This window comes from Flammeovirga sp. SubArs3 (assembly GCF_947387565.1).
GTDB classification, from domain to species: Bacteria; Bacteroidota; Bacteroidia; order Cytophagales; family Flammeovirgaceae; genus Flammeovirga; species Flammeovirga agarivorans.
The window spans coordinates 1-21,226 of sequence record NZ_CANDOA010000010.1 but is presented as its reverse complement, the minus strand read 5'-3'; the positions used below and the strand labels follow the sequence as shown (position 1 = coordinate 21,226).

The following is a 21,226-nucleotide window of genomic DNA, read 5'->3' as shown; positions in this document are numbered from 1 at the left end:
CTTCTAATTCTAGTATTAAGATAGAAGAATAAAAGCAAACAAAAAAAGAGACACTTTAATATTTAAAATGCCTCTTTTCATATTTATATACAATATCAATTAACTCTTGATAGGTGGTTCTATCATTTTGAAGTTTTGATAATCATAAAGATCTCTATCTAATAGGTGAGATGGAGAAGTGTTTTTCAATGAATTAAAAATAACTTCTGATCTATCTGGATAATCTTTCTCCCATTCTTTCAACATATTTTTAACCATTTGACGTTGAAGTTTTGGTTGAGAGCCACATAAATTACATGGAATAATAGGGAATTCCTTTAATTCAGAAAACACCTCAATGTCTTTCTCTTTACAATATGCCAAAGGTCTTATAACAACATGTTTTTGGTCGTCTGTTTTATAGATTGGTGGCATTGCTTCCAACTTACCGCTAAAAAACATATTTAACAGAAATGTCTCAATGATATCATCTCTATGGTGACCTAATGCAATTTTTGTTACACCTAATTCTTCTGCGGCAGTATATAAAGTACCTCTTCTCAATCTAGAGCATAAAGAACACATCGTCTTCCCTTCACCCAACTTTTCAGTTACAATCGAGTACGTGTCTTTATTCAAAATCTTATAATCAACACCTAATTTATCTAAGTACTCGGGTAAAATATGCTCTGGAAAACCCGGCTGTTTCTGATCAAGATTAACAGCAATAATCTCGAAATCATACTTTTTTGTATGCTGAATATGTAATAATATATCTAACATAGTATAACTATCTTTTCCTCCAGATAAGCAAACCATCACTTTATCTCCATCCTCAATAAGCTTATAGTCATCAATTGCTTTCCAAACATTTTTATGTAATCGCTTTTGAAGCTTAACCTGTTCTGCTGTTAATGTCTCTATCATAGATTTAAAATTTGTGCAAAGATAGAATGAATCACTGAGAGATTAAACATAATTTCAATCTATACTTCTAACATTTCCATACAAATAAAAAAAACACACACTGCTGTAAGAGTGTGTGTTTTTGAATTTATGTAAAAAGGAAATTCTATTTTGTAATTACCAATTTTAAAGCATTTCCAATTTTATCTCCATCGTGAATATGTCGAATCACATATACACCTGTAGGGAAACGATCTAGATCAATAGAATAATTGTTTCCAGAGAAAGCACCTTCAGCTACTTTTTTACCATTTATATCTGATAAAATCCACTCACAATTTTGCAACAATGATGGGGCAGAAACTTTAACAGACTGACTTGCTGGGTTTGGATACAGTGACCAACCTTCTAAATCATCTGATATTGAGGTGACATTTTTCGGATCAGTTGATACTAGATCAGAAACACTTACTCTTATAGCCTGATAAATTTCTCTTGAGATATTATCCTGAACTAGTGCGATTACTTCTGCCTGATCAGTACTGTAAACTTGTGGATTATCCCATGCTACAGTAAATGTTTCGGCACTTCCATTTTCCCAACTTCTACCTACAAAACTTGTTCCTTCAGAACCAGGAGCTGGACTCATAGACTTCATAACATCTTTATGAGTTAAGAAGCCCTCAGAAGTTTCGATACCATTAATCTCTCTTTCAACAGTGATTAAATGTACTACAATCTCCACTTCATCAGAAGAGAAGGCCTTGTTGGCCGTAACACTTACTTCAATCTCATCTTCACCACCTACATCCGGCAATTGGATAGAAATATCGAATTCAGGATCCAATAATATTCTAGACATGATCGGATTGATATGATTATTGTTCTGTACAAAATCAAAAGTATAACCTAAGAATGCATTACCATCAACAATAGTAGTTGGAGCATCTGAAATACCATATTGGAAAGTACGTCCAGATGGCGGTTCTGGATTATCCAAGTTCAATGAATCAGACAATCCATCTTGTTTCACATGATAATTAATAGAGATTACATCAAGCGCTAATGGATTCATCAACGAATCTAATGTGACCATATTACTATTAATTGATGCTTCTCCTGCATTCGTCATGGTCTCTATAACAACAGATTTATGACGATTCCCAATATAGAAGTTGTCGATCATAACACCTTCATCTTCCAAATCTGAGTTAGATCTAAAGGCAAATCTAAACCTAAGGTGTTCCTCACCAATAAATTGGTCTAAACTATGTCGAATAGATAATGAATTATTAAATATACCGCCATCTTCAGTGGCTGAACCCGTCCAACCAATTGGATCTGGAGCCTCAGAAGTTGATGATTGATTACCAGGGTTTGATCGAATGTTACTACTATTATACCAATTGATAGGATCTGAAACAGCTCCAAGAACTAACCATGTTTGTCCTGAGTCCAATGAATACTGAAGTACAACACCATCGGCTCCTGTTTCAGCATCTAATTGCATATCAAATGTCATCATTGGTCTACTTAAACCGCTAAGATCAAAAGAAGGTGTATGTAAATACGACTCCTCATTGATATTGTAATTTGATGTCAAATCTGTCACCCAAGCATTAGAAGTTGATGTTAGGTTTTCACCTGTTGCCATACCATATTCCCAACTATAATCATCTCCACGAGGCACCCAATCACCATCATCTAAATTGAAGTTTTGGATATATTCATCATCTTCAGATGTTAAGAAAACTCTTGGAAGAACATATACGCTTTCAGTTAATACTCTAGAACAACCTCTTGTTGTATTTACTGTTAATGTAACATCGTAAACACCTGGAGAAGAATACCTATAAGATGTACTACCATCCGTTGCTCCACTCGCTGAAGTTATGATTTCAGAATTACCATCACCGAAATCCCAGTCCCATGAATCAATAGTATCTCTGTCTGCAGGTGCTGACATATCGGTAAACAACATGTTGGCATCAAATTCAGAAACTAACCATTCATATTCAACCGTTGGAGGTGAACCGATAAATATATTTTTAGTGGTAGAAATATTAGTACATCCTTGACTGGTTTCTACTGTTAATGTAACCGTTTTATCTCCAGGAGTCGCAAAGTCATGAGTATAAACACTTGCTTGATCAGGGTCAGTAAGAACTACTACCCCATCTACTCCAAAGTTATAAGTCCAAGATACAATAGTCGTTGTATCACCAATCGTTGTTAAATCTGTAAACTCTACTTGTTGTGTATTACAGAATACTTGTGATGAGAAATCAACTTCTGGTACATCCACAATATTGAATGTATAATCAATTGAATCCTGACAATTATTATCGTTTGTATAAATATATCTAACCGTATGACTACCTAGTGGTGAGTCTTCCATATCGATATTAAACGTACTACCAGATTGGTTAACAACTGCACCAGTAGGAGAAATAAAGTTACCTCCAGCTGGCGTACCTGTCATACCTACATTACCTACACTCTTACAATATGTAGTTTCTTCAGTTAATGAACCTACAATACTTAAGGTAGGTAGTGGGTGTACTACGATTGTTACTTCTCTTGCTGGTCCCTCACAACCTAGGTGTGAATCAGTCACATAAAATAGATGTGTTTCCTCTGTAGTAACTACAGTAGAAATTGAAGGAGTATATGTTAGTGCTGTGGATACAGGATTCACCCTATCGTCAGCAGTATACCATCTCACATCATTATCAACCGACCCTGTAACTGCTAAAGCCGAAACGGTTTCGCCTGAACAATAGCTCATATCTCCAATTACCGTTGGTTCATCTGGTTTTTTATTAATGACCAAAGTAATCTCAGTTGTATCACTCTCACAACCATTCTGTATTTGTGTTACATAATACTTTTGAGTGTAATCATTGGATGCATTTGGATCAATTGGTGTATATGATGTGCTAGATGATATGACTGTTGTTAAAGAAGGATCGTTATACCATCTAATATTTGATCCAGACGTAACATTAATAGCATTTATCGTTTCTCCAGAACAATAGATCGGATTTATATTATCCACTGTTGGTTTTGCTGGAGTAGGATATACAGGAATATCAACTTTAGTGGCTAAAGAAGTACAACCACCTGACGTTTGAACTACCCAAAAGTTTAATGTATCGTAAGTTGCAAAACTTGGTGCGTCTCTCATCGGATCAAACACCTGCGATGTCGACTCCACATATAATGGGTCTAAACTTTCATCTGAATACCAAGTATATGTGGCCCCAACTTCACCAGTTGCTGTGATAGATTGCAATGGATCTCCTTCACAATAAGGAGTTATTGCACTAATACTTGGAGATGCAGGCAATGCGGTAATAACAACATCAATTTGAGTTACATCACTTTCACACCCATCTAATGAGGTACTTGTAGCATAAAAACTCACTGTGGAATCATTCACTACATTGGTATCAAAAGATGGTGTATAGGTTGTAGTACCTGTAACTAATGCACCACCTGATTTATCTGCACTTGCATACCAATTTACATCACTACCTGTGGATACACTTAATTGAGGTAAAACTCCTCCTGAACATACCTGAGGTACCGAGTTAGCAGTTGGAGCATCCGGTGTTTTATTGATATCTATCGTTAAAACAGAATAAGGGCCTTCGCAACCATTTATAGTTTCTGTAACATAATAACTTACCGTAGAATCATTTGAAACGTTTGTATTCAATACAGGAGTAAATGTATCTCCTAAACCTACAGGCGTTCCTAATGCACTTGAAGTATACCATTTAATATTTTGTCCTGCTGAAGCAACAGATAGTGCTGTTACTGTTTCACCTGAACAATACTCCGTATCGTTGGCTATTGATAATGATGGTGCAAGTGGTTTAGCATAAATCATAATATGCACTTGCAAAGTATCACTGGTACATGTCTCCACATTTGTTTGTCTCACATAGTATGTAACAACAGAATCTGAAGTAATCGAAGGAGCATCACTAGGTTCAAGGATATTACTTGTACTAGAAACTAAAGTTAGATCAGAATCAGAATACCAAGTAAACTGTGCACCTGACTCCCCTGTTACTTGAATATCGGCTAAGTCCGTATCATCAGAACAGTAAGAAGGGATTGTAGATACTAATGTTGGTTTTTCTGGTAATGGTCTCACATAAATCGTATCCTTTATGCTTAAATCACAACCTCTTGAGTTGCTGTAAGTATACGTAAGAATGTGACGAGAATAATCTCCAGTACTTGTCTCTCCTGCAGCAATCGCAGCAGTTTCTGGATCAAATGATGCCGTACCATCTGGATTACTAGTTAATCCACCCGTATCAATCGTAAATGAGCCAGATCCTGAATATTGAGAGAAACCTTCCATTGGAGTGAAAATCACTTCTTCAACAGAAAAACATACAGAATCTGCATTGTTTGATGCGATAAATACTTCATCATAACCAAATACATTTACAGTAGAGTCAACACTATTTTGACAGTTTGTTGTACCATCTGTATATGTAAAAGTGATTGTAAAATCTTCATCTTCATCATATAATTCACCTCCTGCTAAAGAAGGATCAAATGTTGCTCGACCATTTCCAATATTTGTAATACCTGGGTTCCCTGAGAAAGTTCCTGAGGTCACATCCATATCATCTACCTCACCCACCAAAGTGATCAATCCTTCGTCGAAACAGAAATTACCATCATCGGCTGGATCTAAATACCTGAAGCTGACATCGGGTAATTCGTTAATTTCGATTGTGATATCATCAGTTGCAGTACAACCATTCACATCACGATAAGTATATGTTAAAACATGACTCCCGGGAGTCATTGACGATGGCGATATTGTTATCTCATTATTTACAACAGGCCCGCTTCCAAGTTGAAATTCTCCATTTGTTGTCTGTAACGCTCCGTCAACATTTGCATTAATGGTAACATCAGCATCTGTAACACAAAATGAAGGGTCACTTAAATTAATTGAAGCTACATGTGTTTTGGTAATAGATACATCTTGAGTAATAGAGAAAGGTACACTTAATGCATCCGTGTAATTTGCAGTAACTGTAACTGTTTCTGTCGCACCGTCTGCGGCCCCCATACTTAATGCATCTTCGGGAGTAAAGACATAATCACCTCCACTTGGAGCTACGCCTGGTCCTGTAAAATCTACTAAAGTATATGGTGATGTACCAGGAAATGAAGACTCATCAGGAATATCCAATGTGATTGCAGACTCATCCTCACAATACAATTGATCTAAGTTCATTACTGTTGATCCATCATATACTGTAAAAGATACAGGTACAACCTTTTCACAATCACCATATGTAATATGATAATCAATAGTATGGCTACCCACTCCTGCAATATTTGGATAAAATGAATTATTACCCGCACCTTCTCCTAAAGTAATTACACCTGGTCCAGAACAGTAAAAATCTTCCCCTGAAACTAAGCCTGTAACACTCAACGCAATCGCAGTTGAAGTTTGATCGGAATAATTGGTTGTCGATGGAGTTAAAGCATAACCTGACGGTTCACTAGGAACTGAAATCATAATTGGAGATGAAGTATGACTACACTCTCCAGAAGTAACTACTCTTCTTATTTGGTAATTACCTGAAGTTGAAACAGAAGCATTATAATAACTCTGAGACGTTTCACCAGAAATATCGGTAAAAGACCCCATTCCAATTCTTTGCTGCCACTGATAAGAATACCCTCCAGTACCTCCATTTGGAGCAGAACCAATAATAACTATAGGTTCGTTGATACAAATCGTTGCTCCACCAGACAAATTAGTTAATGTATTATCGGTGATGCTTGGAATAATATTTATTTCAATTTCATTGGAAACAGATGAACAACCACTACTTGTTACAGTTCTTCTAAAAAGAATTGTACCTAGAGTATTGATTGCCGAACCATACGTCAAATCTGCTGAAGTACCTGCGTTCGACCAAGATGACCCATTATTTAAACTTATTTCCCATTGATATGAATAAGTTCCTGTACCTCCAGTTGGAGTTTGAGCAGTAAGTGAAATTGCATTCGCAGCCACCGAGTTACAATACTCATCATCCGAAGGAGTATCAACAATATTATTGGCTATATCATCATTAACAGTGATTGAAATAACATTAGAATAACCTGAGATGCCTTCACTTGTTACTTTTCTTCTATAATTATATGTTCCTGATGTTAGCACTTCATTCTCGGTGAAATTAACACCTGAGCTTGTCAATGATGCATATGGACCAGAATCTTTACTTCTTTCCCAATCATATGAATAGGATCCAGATCCACCACCCACAGCAGTACCTGTAATCGTATACCCTGTATTTTCACCATCACAATAATTAGTTGTTGCTGGTGCTGTAATAGTGCTTGATAAGTTTGGAAATACTGTCACGCTACTAGCATCATTGGTTGACGTAACCGCAGAAGCTGTGTTACCAGCAATATCTTGAGCTGCAATTGAGAACGATATAGGAGAATAAGATGAACCTCCAGTTACGGACATTGTTTTTACCACTGAATAATTCAGACCTGAAACAGAAGCAGCTATCGATGATCCATCTAAGGTTGCTGAAAAAGGGCTTACTAATGTTTCATCTGAGGTAAATGAAAGAGTAACATCATCATTATTCTCAGCTAATGAAGTTGAAACACCATTATCAGAGCTTATCGACACCGCTGACAATGAAGGTGGTGTAGTATCGATAGTGATACTTTCCATTTCTACTGCACCTTGGTTACCATAAATATCTTCTACATAAGCAGAAAGTGTATGTGTATTATCACTTAATGCTGAAAGCAATGTAATGTCTAAACTTGTCAGTGAAGTCGCTACTCTTGCTACTTCCCCATCAATATTACTAGAAATAATAACTTCTGGGGTATCACCATTAGGAACACCTGTTAATTCAAATTCAGGTGTTGTATTATTAGTTATTTTATCTGAATTAGAAGATCCGCTGTCTGAAGTACTTTTTAATGTAAAAGTAGCTGGTGCAGAAATAGATGTATTATTTTTAATATCTACAAGAACTGCAGCCGGAGAAGATGATTCATTTCCAGCATCATCAATAGCTTTTGCAGTAAAGGAAGTATTACCATTTGCAATTACTGATGTTGTTATACTATTTGTTCCTGTACAGAAAACATTGCCAACTGGCGAACCTGAAACATATATTCTAATTGTTGAACCAACATCTCCAGTAACTGTAAATGTTGGTGTATTATCACTGGTTTTAGAATCCATATTATCCCTTCCCAAGTCCGAGCTACTATGATCAAAAGCAAGCGTTGGTACAGATGGAGCTGTTCTATCTATTTCAAGATCAACTGTTGTGTTTCCACTCACATTACCGTAAACATCTTCTAAATAGAAAGTTAATCTATGGTTGCCTTCTTGAAGGGTTGACAACATAAAGGACTGGTTAACTGAAGAAATACTTCCTCCACCAACATTTCCATCCAAATTACTTGTCACGACAAGTGTATTTGCTGCACTAGGAAATACACAATTGAATGTAGGGGTGTTGATATTTGTAATAAAGTCCCCTCCTAATCCCGAATCAGAGGCACCATCTAAAGCAACACTTGTGATATTTGATAAAGCTGAATTATTAAAATCAACTGCTACAATATCTGATGCTGTAGAAACATTACCTGCTGAATCTGTTGCGGTAACTGTATAATTATATGTATTTGCAGATGTTAAGGCTGTATTTGTAGTAATACTTGTAGTTCCTGTACTTTTAATAGTCCCAACATTTGAACTCCCTTCCAATAAAGTGATTAGTGAATTAATTTCGGCATCCGTTGAGAATGACGGAGAAGATTCTTTTGTTCTTAAATCAGAATCACTGGACCCCGTGTCTGTTGTTAAACTTAAGCTTGGTTTCTCTGGAGCATCCGTATCGATAATTACTCTGGTTAATGGATCTGAAGCATCTCCTTCATTACCTGCTAAGTCTTCGATATGTGCTGTTAATTCATGTTCTCCATCACTAAGAGCACTTAAAGTAATATCTTGATCAGTACCTGAAGTCGATACTCTTGCAACTTCACCATCAATATTACTCGTGATCACAATTTGACTACCTGATACATGATCTATATTATCTACATTAATAGTTGGTGTTGTATTATTCGTTACCTTATCATTAGATAAAGGACCTGTATCATTTGTCGAGTTTGCTAAAAAAGTAGGCTCATCTGGCATAGCAGGGTCAGTTAGATCGATAGTTACTGCTATTGGTGTTGATGTGTAAGACAATCTTCCATCAGTATCAATACTATAGGCAAAGATGTCATGATCTCCTTCTGCTAAAGAGGTTGTCACAATTAAATCCACTCCTCCTGTTGCAACTGTACTACCAATCGTTGTAGTCCCATTTTTTATATAAATTGTTTCTCCTGATGTCGCCGTTGCAGTAAATACCAAGCGATCTAAGCTTGTAATTTTATCTGTATTTGATGAACCTAAATCTGCTGTTGGACTTAATGCGTTCGAAACAACTGTAGACTCATCACCCTCCGTTATATCAATCTCATATACTTCAGAATCTTCATCTAGACCATCTCCTGAATAATTTACTCTATAATCTAATCCATCTTCATATTCTCCAGCTAAGAAGATATAAACATCATAATCCGTATTTACAGTTACTTGAACTAGAAAAACCTCTACATTACTAGTAATTGTTGTCCATCCTCCATCATCTTTTTCAACAGTAAAATCTGAAGTTGATGGATTAAGCCCAGATCCATGAAGTTCATAGGCAAGAACTGCCGAACTTGTTCTATTTGATCCAGAAAGAATTCTGTCAAAGTTCGAAACTGATTGAGCATATATTGAACCACTGAAAAAATAGAAAATAAATGCAATTGAAAATTTAAATATTTGGGAGTAGTATTTATTCATAGTAATAGTATCAGCGACTTTTGAAATTCGTTAAAGCCTAATATGTGTTTAGTTTAAATGATGATAAGTATTCGATAGAATAAATAGATGATTACCTATAACCCTTAAACTTATTAAACTTTATTAACTTTTAATAATTTACGTAAGTTTCAGGATATATGTTTATCATTTTAACAAAATTCGATGTAAGTATTTGTATTATTCTGATATCAGTTAATTCTCAGTATTAGTAGGTATCTTCGATAAATTACCATCAGAATCAGTCTTTAACAGACATATCTTTCTTGAATTACCAAAAACAGCTGAACCTACAACTAATATTGAACCATCATCTAAAATATTAATTTTTCTACCTTCATCATCTCCTTCAAATCCAAATTTCTTTGTCCAAATCAATTCGCCTTGGAAAGAAATTTTCATGATAAAAATGTTAAAATCTGCTCTACCTGAGTTTGTTTTACCTGTAATATATATTCCAGAAGGATGAATTTCCATATGATAACCTTGATCAATACCTTCCTCTCCTATAGTTTGAAAAAGGGTTGGATCTCCATCCTGATCTAATTTCGAAATAATGATATCCATATTATTCTCAGAGTTTTCTTGAGAACCCATTACATATCTATCACTGTTATAAGTTGTAATTTCATTACCTATTTCATTTTTAGCTGTCCCGTAATATTTATCCCAAACAGGCACTAGAAAAGAGTTCACTCGAACTGTTCTAATATCAGAAACAGGTACTGTTGCCCCTTGATCATTCACTTTATTGATGGTAACTGATCCAAACAAATAAAAATTACCATCTTCTCCTTCTACTACAGAAGCTCCGTAATCATCTAGGTTATCTTGAAAACCATTGATCCTTTCCAATTGTCTACCTGCAGATTCATCATATTTAATACTAATCACATCCCAATCAGAGTTCGAAACACTTGGGTTTTCAAAGTTTCTCACCTCTCCTATTATTATAAATCCACCTTCTGTGATTTTTTCAATATCATTAAATACAGCTTGGTTAACATCTTTAGTTTCTGCTCTTACTTCTTGGAAAAGAGTAATTGAAGGTGTTTCTAAATTGATAGTGAAAAGAACTCCATATCTTTCTCCATCTACAGCCCTATTACCAAGCACAACAATTTCGTTATCTGACGTCTGAAGTAAACCTACAGCATCATCAATAATAAATGTTTGTGTCGAATCCTCTACCAATTCCAAGGACCATATTTCATTTCCTGCTAGGTCTGTTTTGATCAATAAAATCGAAGTTAAATACGATGAAGACGATGTAGTCCCCAGCAGTAACATACCGTCATCCTGAACGAGTAAATCACGACCAATTTCTTCACCTTCCGTTCCATAAAACTTGATATATGTTTCTTCTGATGTATATGAATCTACCGTTTCACAACCCATCAATAAAATTATCAGAAAATATGCTAAGCGTTTGATCATGTTAGTCCAGTGTTTTGTATTTTCTATATTTCTTAGGTTTGTAAAAGTCGTATGCTATACCAACAGTCAATGATATAACATCCATCTTTACATCATTATCAATATAACCGTAACTAAAAATTAGTTCACTATTATCATATCGAGAATTAGGTTTATTAAAATCTTGAAATGCATAACTGTATGAACCAATAATTGACCAGTGAGAAAAACGTGTTTTAAACTGAATTCCCAATTGGACAATCGCATCGTAAAGCATTTCTTGTCGTTGTTTAGAAATATCAATAGTAGTGGCTTCTATATCTGCAATTTCTTCACTGTCATATGCCTGAGTACCTTCTATGCTCGCATTCATCTGCATTCTTGCACTTCCTCCTAGTCCTATAAAAGGTTTTACTTTTTGTTTAGGAAGAATTACAAACCTCATTGTTAAAGGAAAATGCAACCAATTTTGATTCTCTCTCATGGTAGTCGTAGAGAAATCTAAAGGTCTTTCGACAGTCTCAAACACTATACTCTCATAGGTAGGTGATATATTAATTTGGATCACCTGACTTAAATAGAAAGAGAAGGAAACACCTGCTTTGAAGCTTACTTGAGGTTGGTATTCTACATTAGAATAGTTCTCTTTGGCTCCTACACCAAAAGTATTTGAAACCGTTGCCTGATTATAAGTTGCCCCTCCAACTAATCCTAAAGACATTATTGGACGAGTTCTAAACTTTTCATAAAGGTTTCTTAATTCAGCAGGATCTGATGAAGTTGGCTTATACTCTGCATTTTCTTTTAAAAGTTGAAGCATAGCATCTTCTGCTTCGACTACTCTATCAGAATATAAATACGAAAGAATTACTAGTCTCCTTGCATTTAATTGTTTTGCAGAAGATTCAAATCCTCTTTCAATACAATTATTAAGTTCATATGGGACTTGTAATAACTTACCTTCCGCGTATAGAGTGTTGGCTCTGTTATAAGCCTCTTCACATTCTTGAGCAAACACTGAATTACATAATAAAAAAATAAGAGTGATGCTAAAAAGTAATTTTTGGTCTATCAGTTTTGTCAACATAAATAATTGAATAAAAAGCGAATTTATTCTACATCTCCTCCATCACAAACATTACGGTTTTCAATACCTTCACCAACGTAACGTCCCCATTCTTTATCGGTCATTTCTTTTCTAGGCATTAATGAACATACTGAGTTTGAAAGTGTAGGAATATCTAATTCATACCTTCTCAAGTCGTGTCCTGAAGTACCTACATATAATACACTTCCTTGATTTGCAAAAGATGCTTCAGAAGCCCATGAGCCTAAGTCATTTAAGATGATAGGAGATTCATTAGTTCTACCAGGAATAACATTCCAAATACGAGCAGACCCATCTAAACTAGTACTAACTAGTCTCTTAGTCTCATTATCGAATTTCAAACTTGTCACCTTAGTATCATGTCCTTGAAGATTGTCGATCTCTGCTCCTTTTACTCTATCCCATAGAATTAGTTTACCATCTTCGAAGCCAAGAGCAACCGTTTTCCCGTCTTTAGAAAATGCAATTGCAGTACCTGCAATACCTTTATCAGCATAGATGGTTGTTTCGGCACATTTATCATCAGGACAGTATTTCACTACCGCTCCCGATTCTTTCATTGCCCATATACTACCATCTAAATTAGACACTTTAAGATTTGTGATTCTCTTATCTGATTCTGTTAATACAGATGTTGAATATGTTTCAGTATCTACAGTATATATTTTTTTACTTTGTCCTGTTAAGAAAATTCGATCACCATATTGATCAAAAACTCCTGCCCACAATTGACCTTTAGTAACTTTAATTTTCTTCAATGTTTTAAAATCAGGATATGTAAAGATTTTCACCATTCCATTTTCAGAATAGATTGCAGCTCTTCCCTTATCCTTAGAGATTATCAAGCCTCTAATGACTCCGTTATCTCCTGATAAAACTTCAGATTCTAATGAATTTTCGTCCCACTTACGGATACTTCCATCTGAACCTGCAGATAATAATGTATTTTGATCAGCATCATAATATAATGTTCTCACATAATCATCATGCCCTTTCATTAAATTGAAATCTTCACCTTTAAAACCTTTTACAGATTGATAAAGACCTTGGTAAACGTCGGGGTTAGGATTTAACCCTTTGTATTGTTGATTAAAAGCATAAGCTTGTGATGCTAATAATGCTTTCTGTTCTGGATCCTTAATTTGTAAAGACTTAACGGCTAAAGCTTGAGCAATAGAAAGGAACCTTAATGTATCCGCAGATGCTTTTGCTCTATCAGCATTCTGACGAGAAATCTCTGCTTCCTTAGATCTATCATCCGCAATCTGAGCACTGGCAATGGCATTTTCTTTTGCTTTTTCTGCCGTTTGACGTTGTTGCTCTGCATCTTGTTGTGCCTGCAAGGCAATACGTGTCTGTTCTATAGCCAAATTCTTTTGGTACTCTGCAGAATCTAAGGCAGCTTGAGCAATTGCCGTTTGCTTCTGAGCTTCTTCTGCCGCTAATTCGGCTTTACGTTGCTCTTCTTCGGCTCTAGCTAAGGCTTCTGCTGCTGCTTTCGCACTTTTATTTGCTTTTTCACCAAACTCTTTTGCCTCAATTGCAGCCAATTCTGCATCTCTTGCCTTCAATTGTGCAAAAATTACCAACATAATTGCTCCAATAGTTGCTGCTGCAAGAATTAATGCAATAACCTTCGTACGCTTAACAATACGTTTCTGAAGACGCTCTTTTACCCTTTGCTCTTCTTCGTATTCCTCTTGAGAGCTTTTTAAGAATGTAATTGCTCTCTCATAAGAAGGTTCATATTGAACCGCCCAAGATAAGTTGGGTTTAAAACGCTCTCGCCATTGTATGGCAATGTATAAATCTGGTGGTCTCCACAAAGAAGCTTTACCTTGTTGATATAAAGTGGCTGCTTCCGAAAGACGTTTATATATTTTTACTGCTTCAAATTCCTCATCTACCCAATCACGACAACGTATCCATACACGCATCAATGATTCATGGGAAATATCAATTACGGAATCAAAATCAATATCTATACTTTGATCAGGTGTCAATAATGTTCTACCTGATGTTCTAAATCTATCAACAATTGAAATAACTACAGCCACTTCTGATTCTGAAATCTCAGCAAGATTTTTCACTTTCGTTGGACGACGGATTCCTCGACCGTCTTCCCCTTTTTCGGTAAGTGCTTTAAAAATCTTCTCACAAATCAACTTTTCCTCTTCAGAAAGTTCTCTAAATGCTTCATCGGCATGTTGTGATAAGGCTTCAGCCATACCACCGATTGCTTCATAATGATGAACATCTAACTCCTCATTTAAATCTGAATGCACACTCCAATATTCCCACGTACGCATAAGAGCGTGTTGCATAATTGGAAGTTGATCTTGTGTATCGCCTAAATCATTAAGTAATCGCTGAAGTAACCTAGAACTAATATTAGCACCACCTACAGCCGCTGGCCCCAAAATCGCCTCTTGTTTTTGATCTCTTGTCATCTGAGGAATCAAATAATGACTCTCATTAATCAAATAGGTTAATTCAGGAAAGCGAGCACAGTCACCTATGTAGTCAGAACGCATGGTCATTACTACATAAATTGGCACTTTACTTTGCTTAGTTGCTTCAACTAATAATTTCACAAAGGCAGAAGCCATACCCATTGAAAGGTCTTCAGATTCTAATCTCGAGAATCGGAATAACTCTTCAAACTGGTCAATTAAAATCAAGAAGTTGTCTCCTTCATCTTCTCGTAGCCTTTCAACTAATGTCACAAGTCCTCTTGATGAACTTAATAACATAGTGACAGCTACGTTTAAGAGTAACTCCTGATCTTCTACTGATTTTGTATGGAAATTTTTAGTGGACTGTAATACAGCAAGTGCAAGGTTTTTTATCGGATCAGTTCCCGGGCGAGAACTTGACACATTCCATTTGGAGCCTTGCTTCTCCATAAAACCACCTTGAAGCGCTGGAATCAAGCCACAATAAATCAAAGATGATTTACCTGAACCTGAAGCACCAAGTGCGGCAACAAATCTATTTTTTTCTAATCGCCATAATACCTCTTCGGTTTGACCATCCCTACCAAAAAACAAGAAAGTCTCATCCGTACGGAAAGGTCTCAATCCTGGGAATGGATTGAATTGCCCTGTCAGCATCAACTTCTGTGCATCAGTATTTGTCGATGAAAAAGAATTCATAGAGAAAGTCAGCGAATTAGAACATTTAAAATTACAACAATATTACTAAAGTGCAGATAAAAAACTAAGTAAATCATCTGAAATCATTACATCATCATCCGTAAAAACTCCAACTGATTTATATAAATGATTTTCATCCAGCATTTTTGTCAACTCATTTGCCATTGTAAAACTGGAAACAACAATTGCTTTGATATTTAAAGGCTCCTTCCTTCCAAGTCCAGAGGCTCTTAAATTATCTTGCAATTTGGCCATAATCCATTCCGTTGGGGCCTGATCCACATAAACAATTGTGCTATTACACAACTGCAAATGTCTTTGATGTTGACGGCGCATTAACTTTGCACCTTGTCCTTGAGCTAATGTAAGTACTCCAAAACCCATAGCATCCAGTTTAGTTACTAGGCCATTGACTTTATCGGAATCCATTATATCACTCATTACATAAACCTTCTTTTTATATACTTCATCAACGTCGCTGATTGAATTTTCTTGTTCATTAGCACTTAATTCATTGTGAAGTATAGACTTAAATTTCTCCAAGTCTGTCTTAAAAGTCAAAGTTAGTTCATGCTCATCAATGTTTTTCAATAGTTTTTCTACATAAAACTTACGTTTATCTGATGTAAATCTTATGGTCGGAGGAAGCCAAACCAGCTTTTTCAAGCTTCCTTCTTTTTGTTTAATATAGGTTTCTGACACCTTCTCTTGCCATTCTTGAATGGAATAAACTTCATTATCTGACGCTATTCCTTCTCTTCCTCCTGCTAAATGAATTGCAATTTCAGAACGTTCAAGATCTTGCCATTGCTCCAAAGATATACGTTCTGTATCTGAGGTATAATCTTTTTTAGGTAGTGAGTCGAAGCCAAAAGCCTTTAAATCTCTTTTGAGAAGTAAACGCTCCATTCTTAAATCATCTGAAGTATCTCCAAGAAAAATCATTCTTTTAGGTACTTCAGAAGGGTTCAGGTCGTCATATATATCATGAGCGATGTCCGATATTACTAACCAAAAATAAACACGGTACCCCTCAATTAAAGGAACTGTTAACGTAACGGTTTTTCCGATTCTAGTCTCAAATTTTGACAGATGATAACTTCTTACCCCAACTAGAGACGCTGGCTGCTGTTCAGGGTGAATATCATGCAATAAAACTTTATAATTTCGTTGCGAATAATTTAATGCTACATCTTCTTCCACCTCACCCAATAGTAACCAAATTACAATATCAAATTCGGCATTGGGTACAGGATCAACAGTCACAGATACTTCTACATCGGTTCTTTTCATTTCTCTAAAAGAAACCTGAAGAGCATCTGCAATCAAATACCCTAACTCTCTGTGGTTTTCGGCTTCGATAGCATCAGACGCAACACAAATTACTTGTATACGCATATGGTTGATAGATTATGTCTTATTAAGTCTAGTTTGTTGATTGTGTTTAATACAAGCAACCTTTATTCCAATTACGTTTATTAACAAATGAGAAGTTAAGTAAAAAAAACGGTCTGACTAAATATCAGACCGTTTAATGTTATAAGTACAATATTAATATTAGAATTGTACTAATTCTTTTTGAGATAGCTGATCTAAAAGCAGCATATCTTCATCACTAAGTTCAAAATTAAATAGAGCTGAATTGATTAATAAGTGTTCTCTTAATTCAGCTTGAGGAATAGAAACTACACCATTTTGCAGAATCCATCTTAATGCAATCTGAGATGGCTCTACTTTATATTTTATGGCCAATTCTTGTATTTCCGGAAGATCTAAGATTTCACCATGTTTTAAGGCTCCAATTGAGACTAGTTGTATGCCTTTATCCACACAATACTCCATCAATTCATGATCCGCCTTTAAAACATTAAACTCTACTTGATTTACTACAGGAAATACATCAGCTTGCATCACTAACTCCTGTAACTGAGGTTTTGTATAATTACAAACCCCAATGGCTCTCACTCTTCTTTCAACATAAAGTTGCTCCAAAGCTCTCCAGGTTTCTCCTACTACATTTTCTAGAGGATGTTCGATCAATAATAAGTCAATATACCTTAAACCTGATTCAGCTATTAGCTGATGATACACTTCTATTGTATTTTCAAAACCTTGAAATTCATCTCCAATTTTAAGTGAGATAAAGACATCATTACGATCAATTTGAGATTCTTTGATTGCTTGTCCTACACCATTTATGTTGTTATACTTCGTAGCACAGTCAAAATGTCTATACCCAATTTGTAAAGCTCTTTTAGTTGCGTTAAAAATTGGCTTACCTTCATGAATTTGTGATACATTCATTCCTAGAAATGGAATACGAACTGTGTTTCTTAATGCGAAAGTTCCTCGCATATCATAGATAGGAAACTTTCTTTTTACAGAGTTTATCATAATTACAGGTGTTTAATGGTTGTTTAGTTGTGCTTTAAGACAATATCATAAAACCACTGTTAATAAACATTGACAAACATCAGCACAAAATAGAGCCTTTAATCAGTAATTATACTTTTTATTCCACATTAATTGAAGACGCTTCAACATCTCCTGTTCTCTAGCATTTTGTTTAGGCTGATATATCGTATTCCCTTCCATACTTTCTGGCATGTATTCTTGAGGAATAAAACCTTGTGGATCATTGTGTGGATATAAATAAGCATCAGCATATCCAAGTTCTTTCATTAAAGATGTAGATGCATTTCGCAAATGCAAAGGAACTGGTAGATCACCTGTTTTTTGCACTATTTTCTGAGCATCTTTAATGGCAGTATACGAGGCATTACTTTTTGGAGAACATGCAAGATAGGTAGTACATTGAGATAGAATAATTCGCCCTTCTGGCATGCCGACAAAATTGATAGCTTGCATACAATTATTAGCCATAATCAATGCCGTTGGATTTGCGTTACCAATATCCTCAGAAGCAGAAATTATTAATCTCCTAGCAATAAACTTAGGATCTTCACCTCCTTCAATCATTCTTGCTAACCAATAAACAGCTGCATTTGGATCAGAACCTCGGATCGATTTTATAAATGCTGAAATAATATCATAATGTGAATCCCCTTTCTTATCATAATGAACAGCTTTCTGCTGAGCTACCAAGGCTACTAACTCATCATTGATATGTATTTCACTATTATCATCTTCCTTTGCTGCATCTATTGAAAGTTCCAGAAGGTTCATTAATCGACGAGCATCACCCCCAGAATATCTTAATAATGCGACATTTTCATCGATGACAATGTTTTTCTTCTTTAGCACTACATCTTCCTTTAATGCTCTATTGATTAACCATATTAAATCTTCTTTCTTCAACGGCTCAAGCACGTATACTTGACTTCTTGATATTAAAGCAGAATTCACCTCGAAAGAAGGATTTTCTGTAGTTGCCCCGATTAATGTAATGATACCTTTTTCAACAGCATTCAGTAAAGCATCTTGCTGTGATTTACTGAACCTATGAATCTCATCAATAAACAAGATGGTACCATAAGCATAGCTTGCATCCTTAATTACTTCTCTCACATCCTTTACTCCAGCACTAATAGCACTTAAAGTTTTAAAAGGTCTGGTAGTTGCTTCAGCCAAAAGTCTGGCTAAAGTTGTTTTACCAACACCTGGAGGTCCCCATAAAATCATAGAAGGTATTGTTTTACTCTCTACCATTCTCGTAAACACACCATCCACACCTAATAAGTGTTTCTGACCTGCCACTTGATTAATTGTCTGTGGACGCATTCTTTCTGCTAAAGGAGTTGCTATTGTTTTCATTCTTTTAAATTAATCACAAAACAGAAAAGTGTATTTTTTAAACACTTAATTGTTTAAATATATAACAAATGTACATCAATTGAATATAAAAGTTGATTTAATTCTCATTAATTAAGCTTAATAGAAAATATTTTTCCTGTAAATAAAAAAGGGTTGAATACCATTATAGTATTCAACCCATGTTTTGTGATGTATCTTTACAACTACCCTTTTGAAGAGTAGTTAGGAGCTTCTCTTGTAATTGTTACATCGTGAGGGTGAGATTCTTTAACACCAGCACCAGTAATTTTTACAAATTTCGCATCTTTTAGTTGTTCAATAGATCCGGCACCACAGTAACCCATACCTGCCTTTAATCCACCAACTAATTGATATAATACTTCCTCAACGCGTCCTTTGTAAGGAACACGACCTGCGATTCCTTCCGGAACTAGCTTCTTCACGTCATCTTCTGCATCTTGGAAGTAACGATCCTTAGAACCTTTATTCATCGCTTCTACAGATCCCATACCTCTGTAGGCTTTAAATTTACGACCTTCAAAGATGATCATATCACCTGGAGCTTCATCAGTACCCGCTAATAATGAACCGATCATTACAACATCAGCACCACCAGCAACCGCTTTTACTAAATCTCCAGAGAATCGAACACCTCCATCAGCGATAAATGGAATTCCTCTTTCTCTTAAAACAGATGCAGCTTCAAAAACAGCTGATAACTGAGGTACACCTACACCTGCAATAACACGTGTTGTACAGATTGAACCTGGTCCAACACCTACTTTGATACCATCGGCACCTGCATCTGCTAAAGCTTCTGCTGCTTCTGCTGTTGCGATATTACCAACGATTACATCTAAGTCAGGAAATTCTTTTTTGATTTTCTTTAAAGCATCGATCACACCTTTAGAGTGACCATGTGCGGTATCTAAACCGACAACATCTACACCAGCTGCTTTTAATTCAGAAACTCTTTCCATTAAGTCTGCAGTAACACCTACGGCAGCACCTACTCTTAAACGACCATATTGGTCTTTACAAGCATTTGGTCTGTTCTTGTTTTTTAAGATATCGCGGTAAGTCACTAAACCTACAAGTTTGTTTGATTTACTTACGATTGGAAGTTTTTCGATTTTATGCTCTTGAAGAATATCTTGAGCCTCATCTAGTGTGATACCATCATCAGCTGTTATAAGATTTTCTTTTGTCATTACATCTTTAACAGCGATGTTTAAGTCTTTTTGAAAGCGAAGATCTCTGTTTGTTAGAATACCAATTAGAAGTCCTTCTTCGTCAACTACAGGAATACCCCCGATTCTGTATTCCCTCATTAACTCGTTTGCTTCAAACAATGTTTTGTTCGCAGTTAAGGTAACTGGGTCCAAAATCATACCTGATTGCGAACGCTTGACTTTTCGTACTTGGGAAGCCTGTTGCTGAATTGTCATGTTTTTATGAATGAAGCCTAAGCCTCCTTCTAATGCCATTGCAATTGCTAAATCAGCTTCTGTTACAGTATCCATTGCTGCTGAAACTAAAGGAATATTCAACGCAATGTTTTTTGTTAACATGGTTTTTGTAGTAGTTTCTCTAGGAAGGATTTGTGAGAAACCTGGTCTTAAAAGCACATCATCATATGTGAGTGCCTCGTACAAAACTTTACTTGGATCGATAGCCATTGAAGCAAATAATTTAACTGTGATTATTTGCCGAGCAAAGTTAGAACATAAATTGATAAATCAATTAAAATATACATAAATTTTTTCACATTAACTTTAATACACAAAAAATTGATTTTCAGGCAATAAAAAAAGGGCACACCTATATTTTAGGTATGCCCTTTATCTCTTTTTGTGGGACGTACTGGATTCGAACCAGTGACCCCCTGCTTGTAAGGCAGGTGCTCTAAACCAACTGAGCTAACATCCCATT

General features: G+C 35.7%; 9 protein-coding genes and 1 tRNA gene. All 10 read right to left on the bottom strand.

The genetic code is table 11. The features are described from left to right. Nucleotides 1–99 precede the first annotated feature (99 nt). Nucleotides 100–906, bottom strand: coding sequence for a tRNA 2-thiocytidine(32) synthetase TtcA (ttcA, locus tag QL232_RS22245; RefSeq protein WP_281615820.1), 807 nt, complete (start codon nt 904–906; stop codon nt 100–102). A 145-nt stretch (nt 907–1,051) separates the two neighbouring features. Then, the gene (locus QL232_RS22240) at nt 1,052–9,823 is read right to left on the bottom strand and encodes an Ig-like domain-containing protein (protein ID WP_281615819.1); all 8,772 of its coding nucleotides are present in this window, start codon (nt 9,821–9,823) and stop codon (nt 1,052–1,054) included. A 213-nt stretch (nt 9,824–10,036) separates the two neighbouring features. Beyond that, on the bottom strand, nt 10,037–11,278 hold the full coding sequence (locus tag QL232_RS22235) for a hypothetical protein (protein WP_281615818.1): 1,242 nt from the start codon (nt 11,276–11,278) through the stop codon (nt 10,037–10,039). 1 nt (nt 11,279) lies between these two features. Further along, nucleotides 11,280–12,344 carry an outer membrane beta-barrel protein gene (locus QL232_RS22230; protein WP_281615817.1) on the bottom strand — a complete coding sequence of 355 codons (1,065 nt, stop codon included), beginning with the start codon at nt 12,342–12,344 and terminating at the stop codon, nt 11,280–11,282. 23 nt (nt 12,345–12,367) lie between these two features. Further along, a complete protein-coding gene (locus QL232_RS22225; RefSeq protein ID WP_281615816.1) occupies nt 12,368–15,520 on the bottom strand; it encodes a hypothetical protein in 3,153 nt (1,050 codons plus the stop codon). Nucleotides 15,521–15,565: 45 nt separating this feature from the next. Further along, on the bottom strand, nt 15,566–16,918 hold the full coding sequence (locus QL232_RS22220) for a hypothetical protein (protein WP_168881382.1): 1,353 nt from the start codon (nt 16,916–16,918) through the stop codon (nt 15,566–15,568). Nucleotides 16,919–17,077: 159 nt separating this feature from the next. Next, nucleotides 17,078–17,914, bottom strand: coding sequence for an aldo/keto reductase (locus QL232_RS22215; protein WP_281615815.1), 837 nt, complete (start codon nt 17,912–17,914; stop codon nt 17,078–17,080). A gap of 102 nt (nt 17,915–18,016) precedes the next feature. Then, nucleotides 18,017–19,294, bottom strand: coding sequence for a replication-associated recombination protein A (locus QL232_RS22210; protein ID WP_281615814.1), 1,278 nt, complete (start codon nt 19,292–19,294; stop codon nt 18,017–18,019). A gap of 203 nt (nt 19,295–19,497) precedes the next feature. Beyond that, nucleotides 19,498–20,973: an IMP dehydrogenase gene (gene guaB / locus QL232_RS22205; RefSeq protein WP_168881385.1), complete on the bottom strand. Its 1,476-nt coding sequence runs from the start codon at nt 20,971–20,973 to the stop codon at nt 19,498–19,500. A 175-nt stretch (nt 20,974–21,148) separates the two neighbouring features. After that, nucleotides 21,149–21,223, bottom strand: a tRNA-Val gene (locus QL232_RS22200). Nucleotides 21,224–21,226 lie beyond the last annotated feature (3 nt).

Coding starts and splice junctions, on each gene's coding strand:
- QL232_RS22210 (WP_281615814.1), bottom strand. CDS start 19,294: ATGAAAACAATAGCAACTCCTTTAGCAGAAAGAATGCGTCCACAGACA.
- QL232_RS22240 (WP_281615819.1), bottom strand. CDS start 9,823: ATGAATAAATACTACTCCCAAATATTTAAATTTTCAATTGCATTTATT.
- ttcA (WP_281615820.1), bottom strand. CDS start 906: ATGATAGAGACATTAACAGCAGAACAGGTTAAGCTTCAAAAGCGATTA.
- QL232_RS22225 (WP_281615816.1), bottom strand. CDS start 15,520: ATGAATTCTTTTTCATCGACAAATACTGATGCACAGAAGTTGATGCTG.
- QL232_RS22220 (WP_168881382.1), bottom strand. CDS start 16,918: ATGCGTATACAAGTAATTTGTGTTGCGTCTGATGCTATCGAAGCCGAA.
- guaB (WP_168881385.1), bottom strand. CDS start 20,973: ATGGCTATCGATCCAAGTAAAGTTTTGTACGAGGCACTCACATATGAT.
- QL232_RS22230 (WP_281615817.1), bottom strand. CDS start 12,344: ATGTTGACAAAACTGATAGACCAAAAATTACTTTTTAGCATCACTCTT.
- QL232_RS22235 (WP_281615818.1), bottom strand. CDS start 11,278: ATGATCAAACGCTTAGCATATTTTCTGATAATTTTATTGATGGGTTGT.
- QL232_RS22215 (WP_281615815.1), bottom strand. CDS start 17,914: ATGATAAACTCTGTAAAAAGAAAGTTTCCTATCTATGATATGCGAGGA.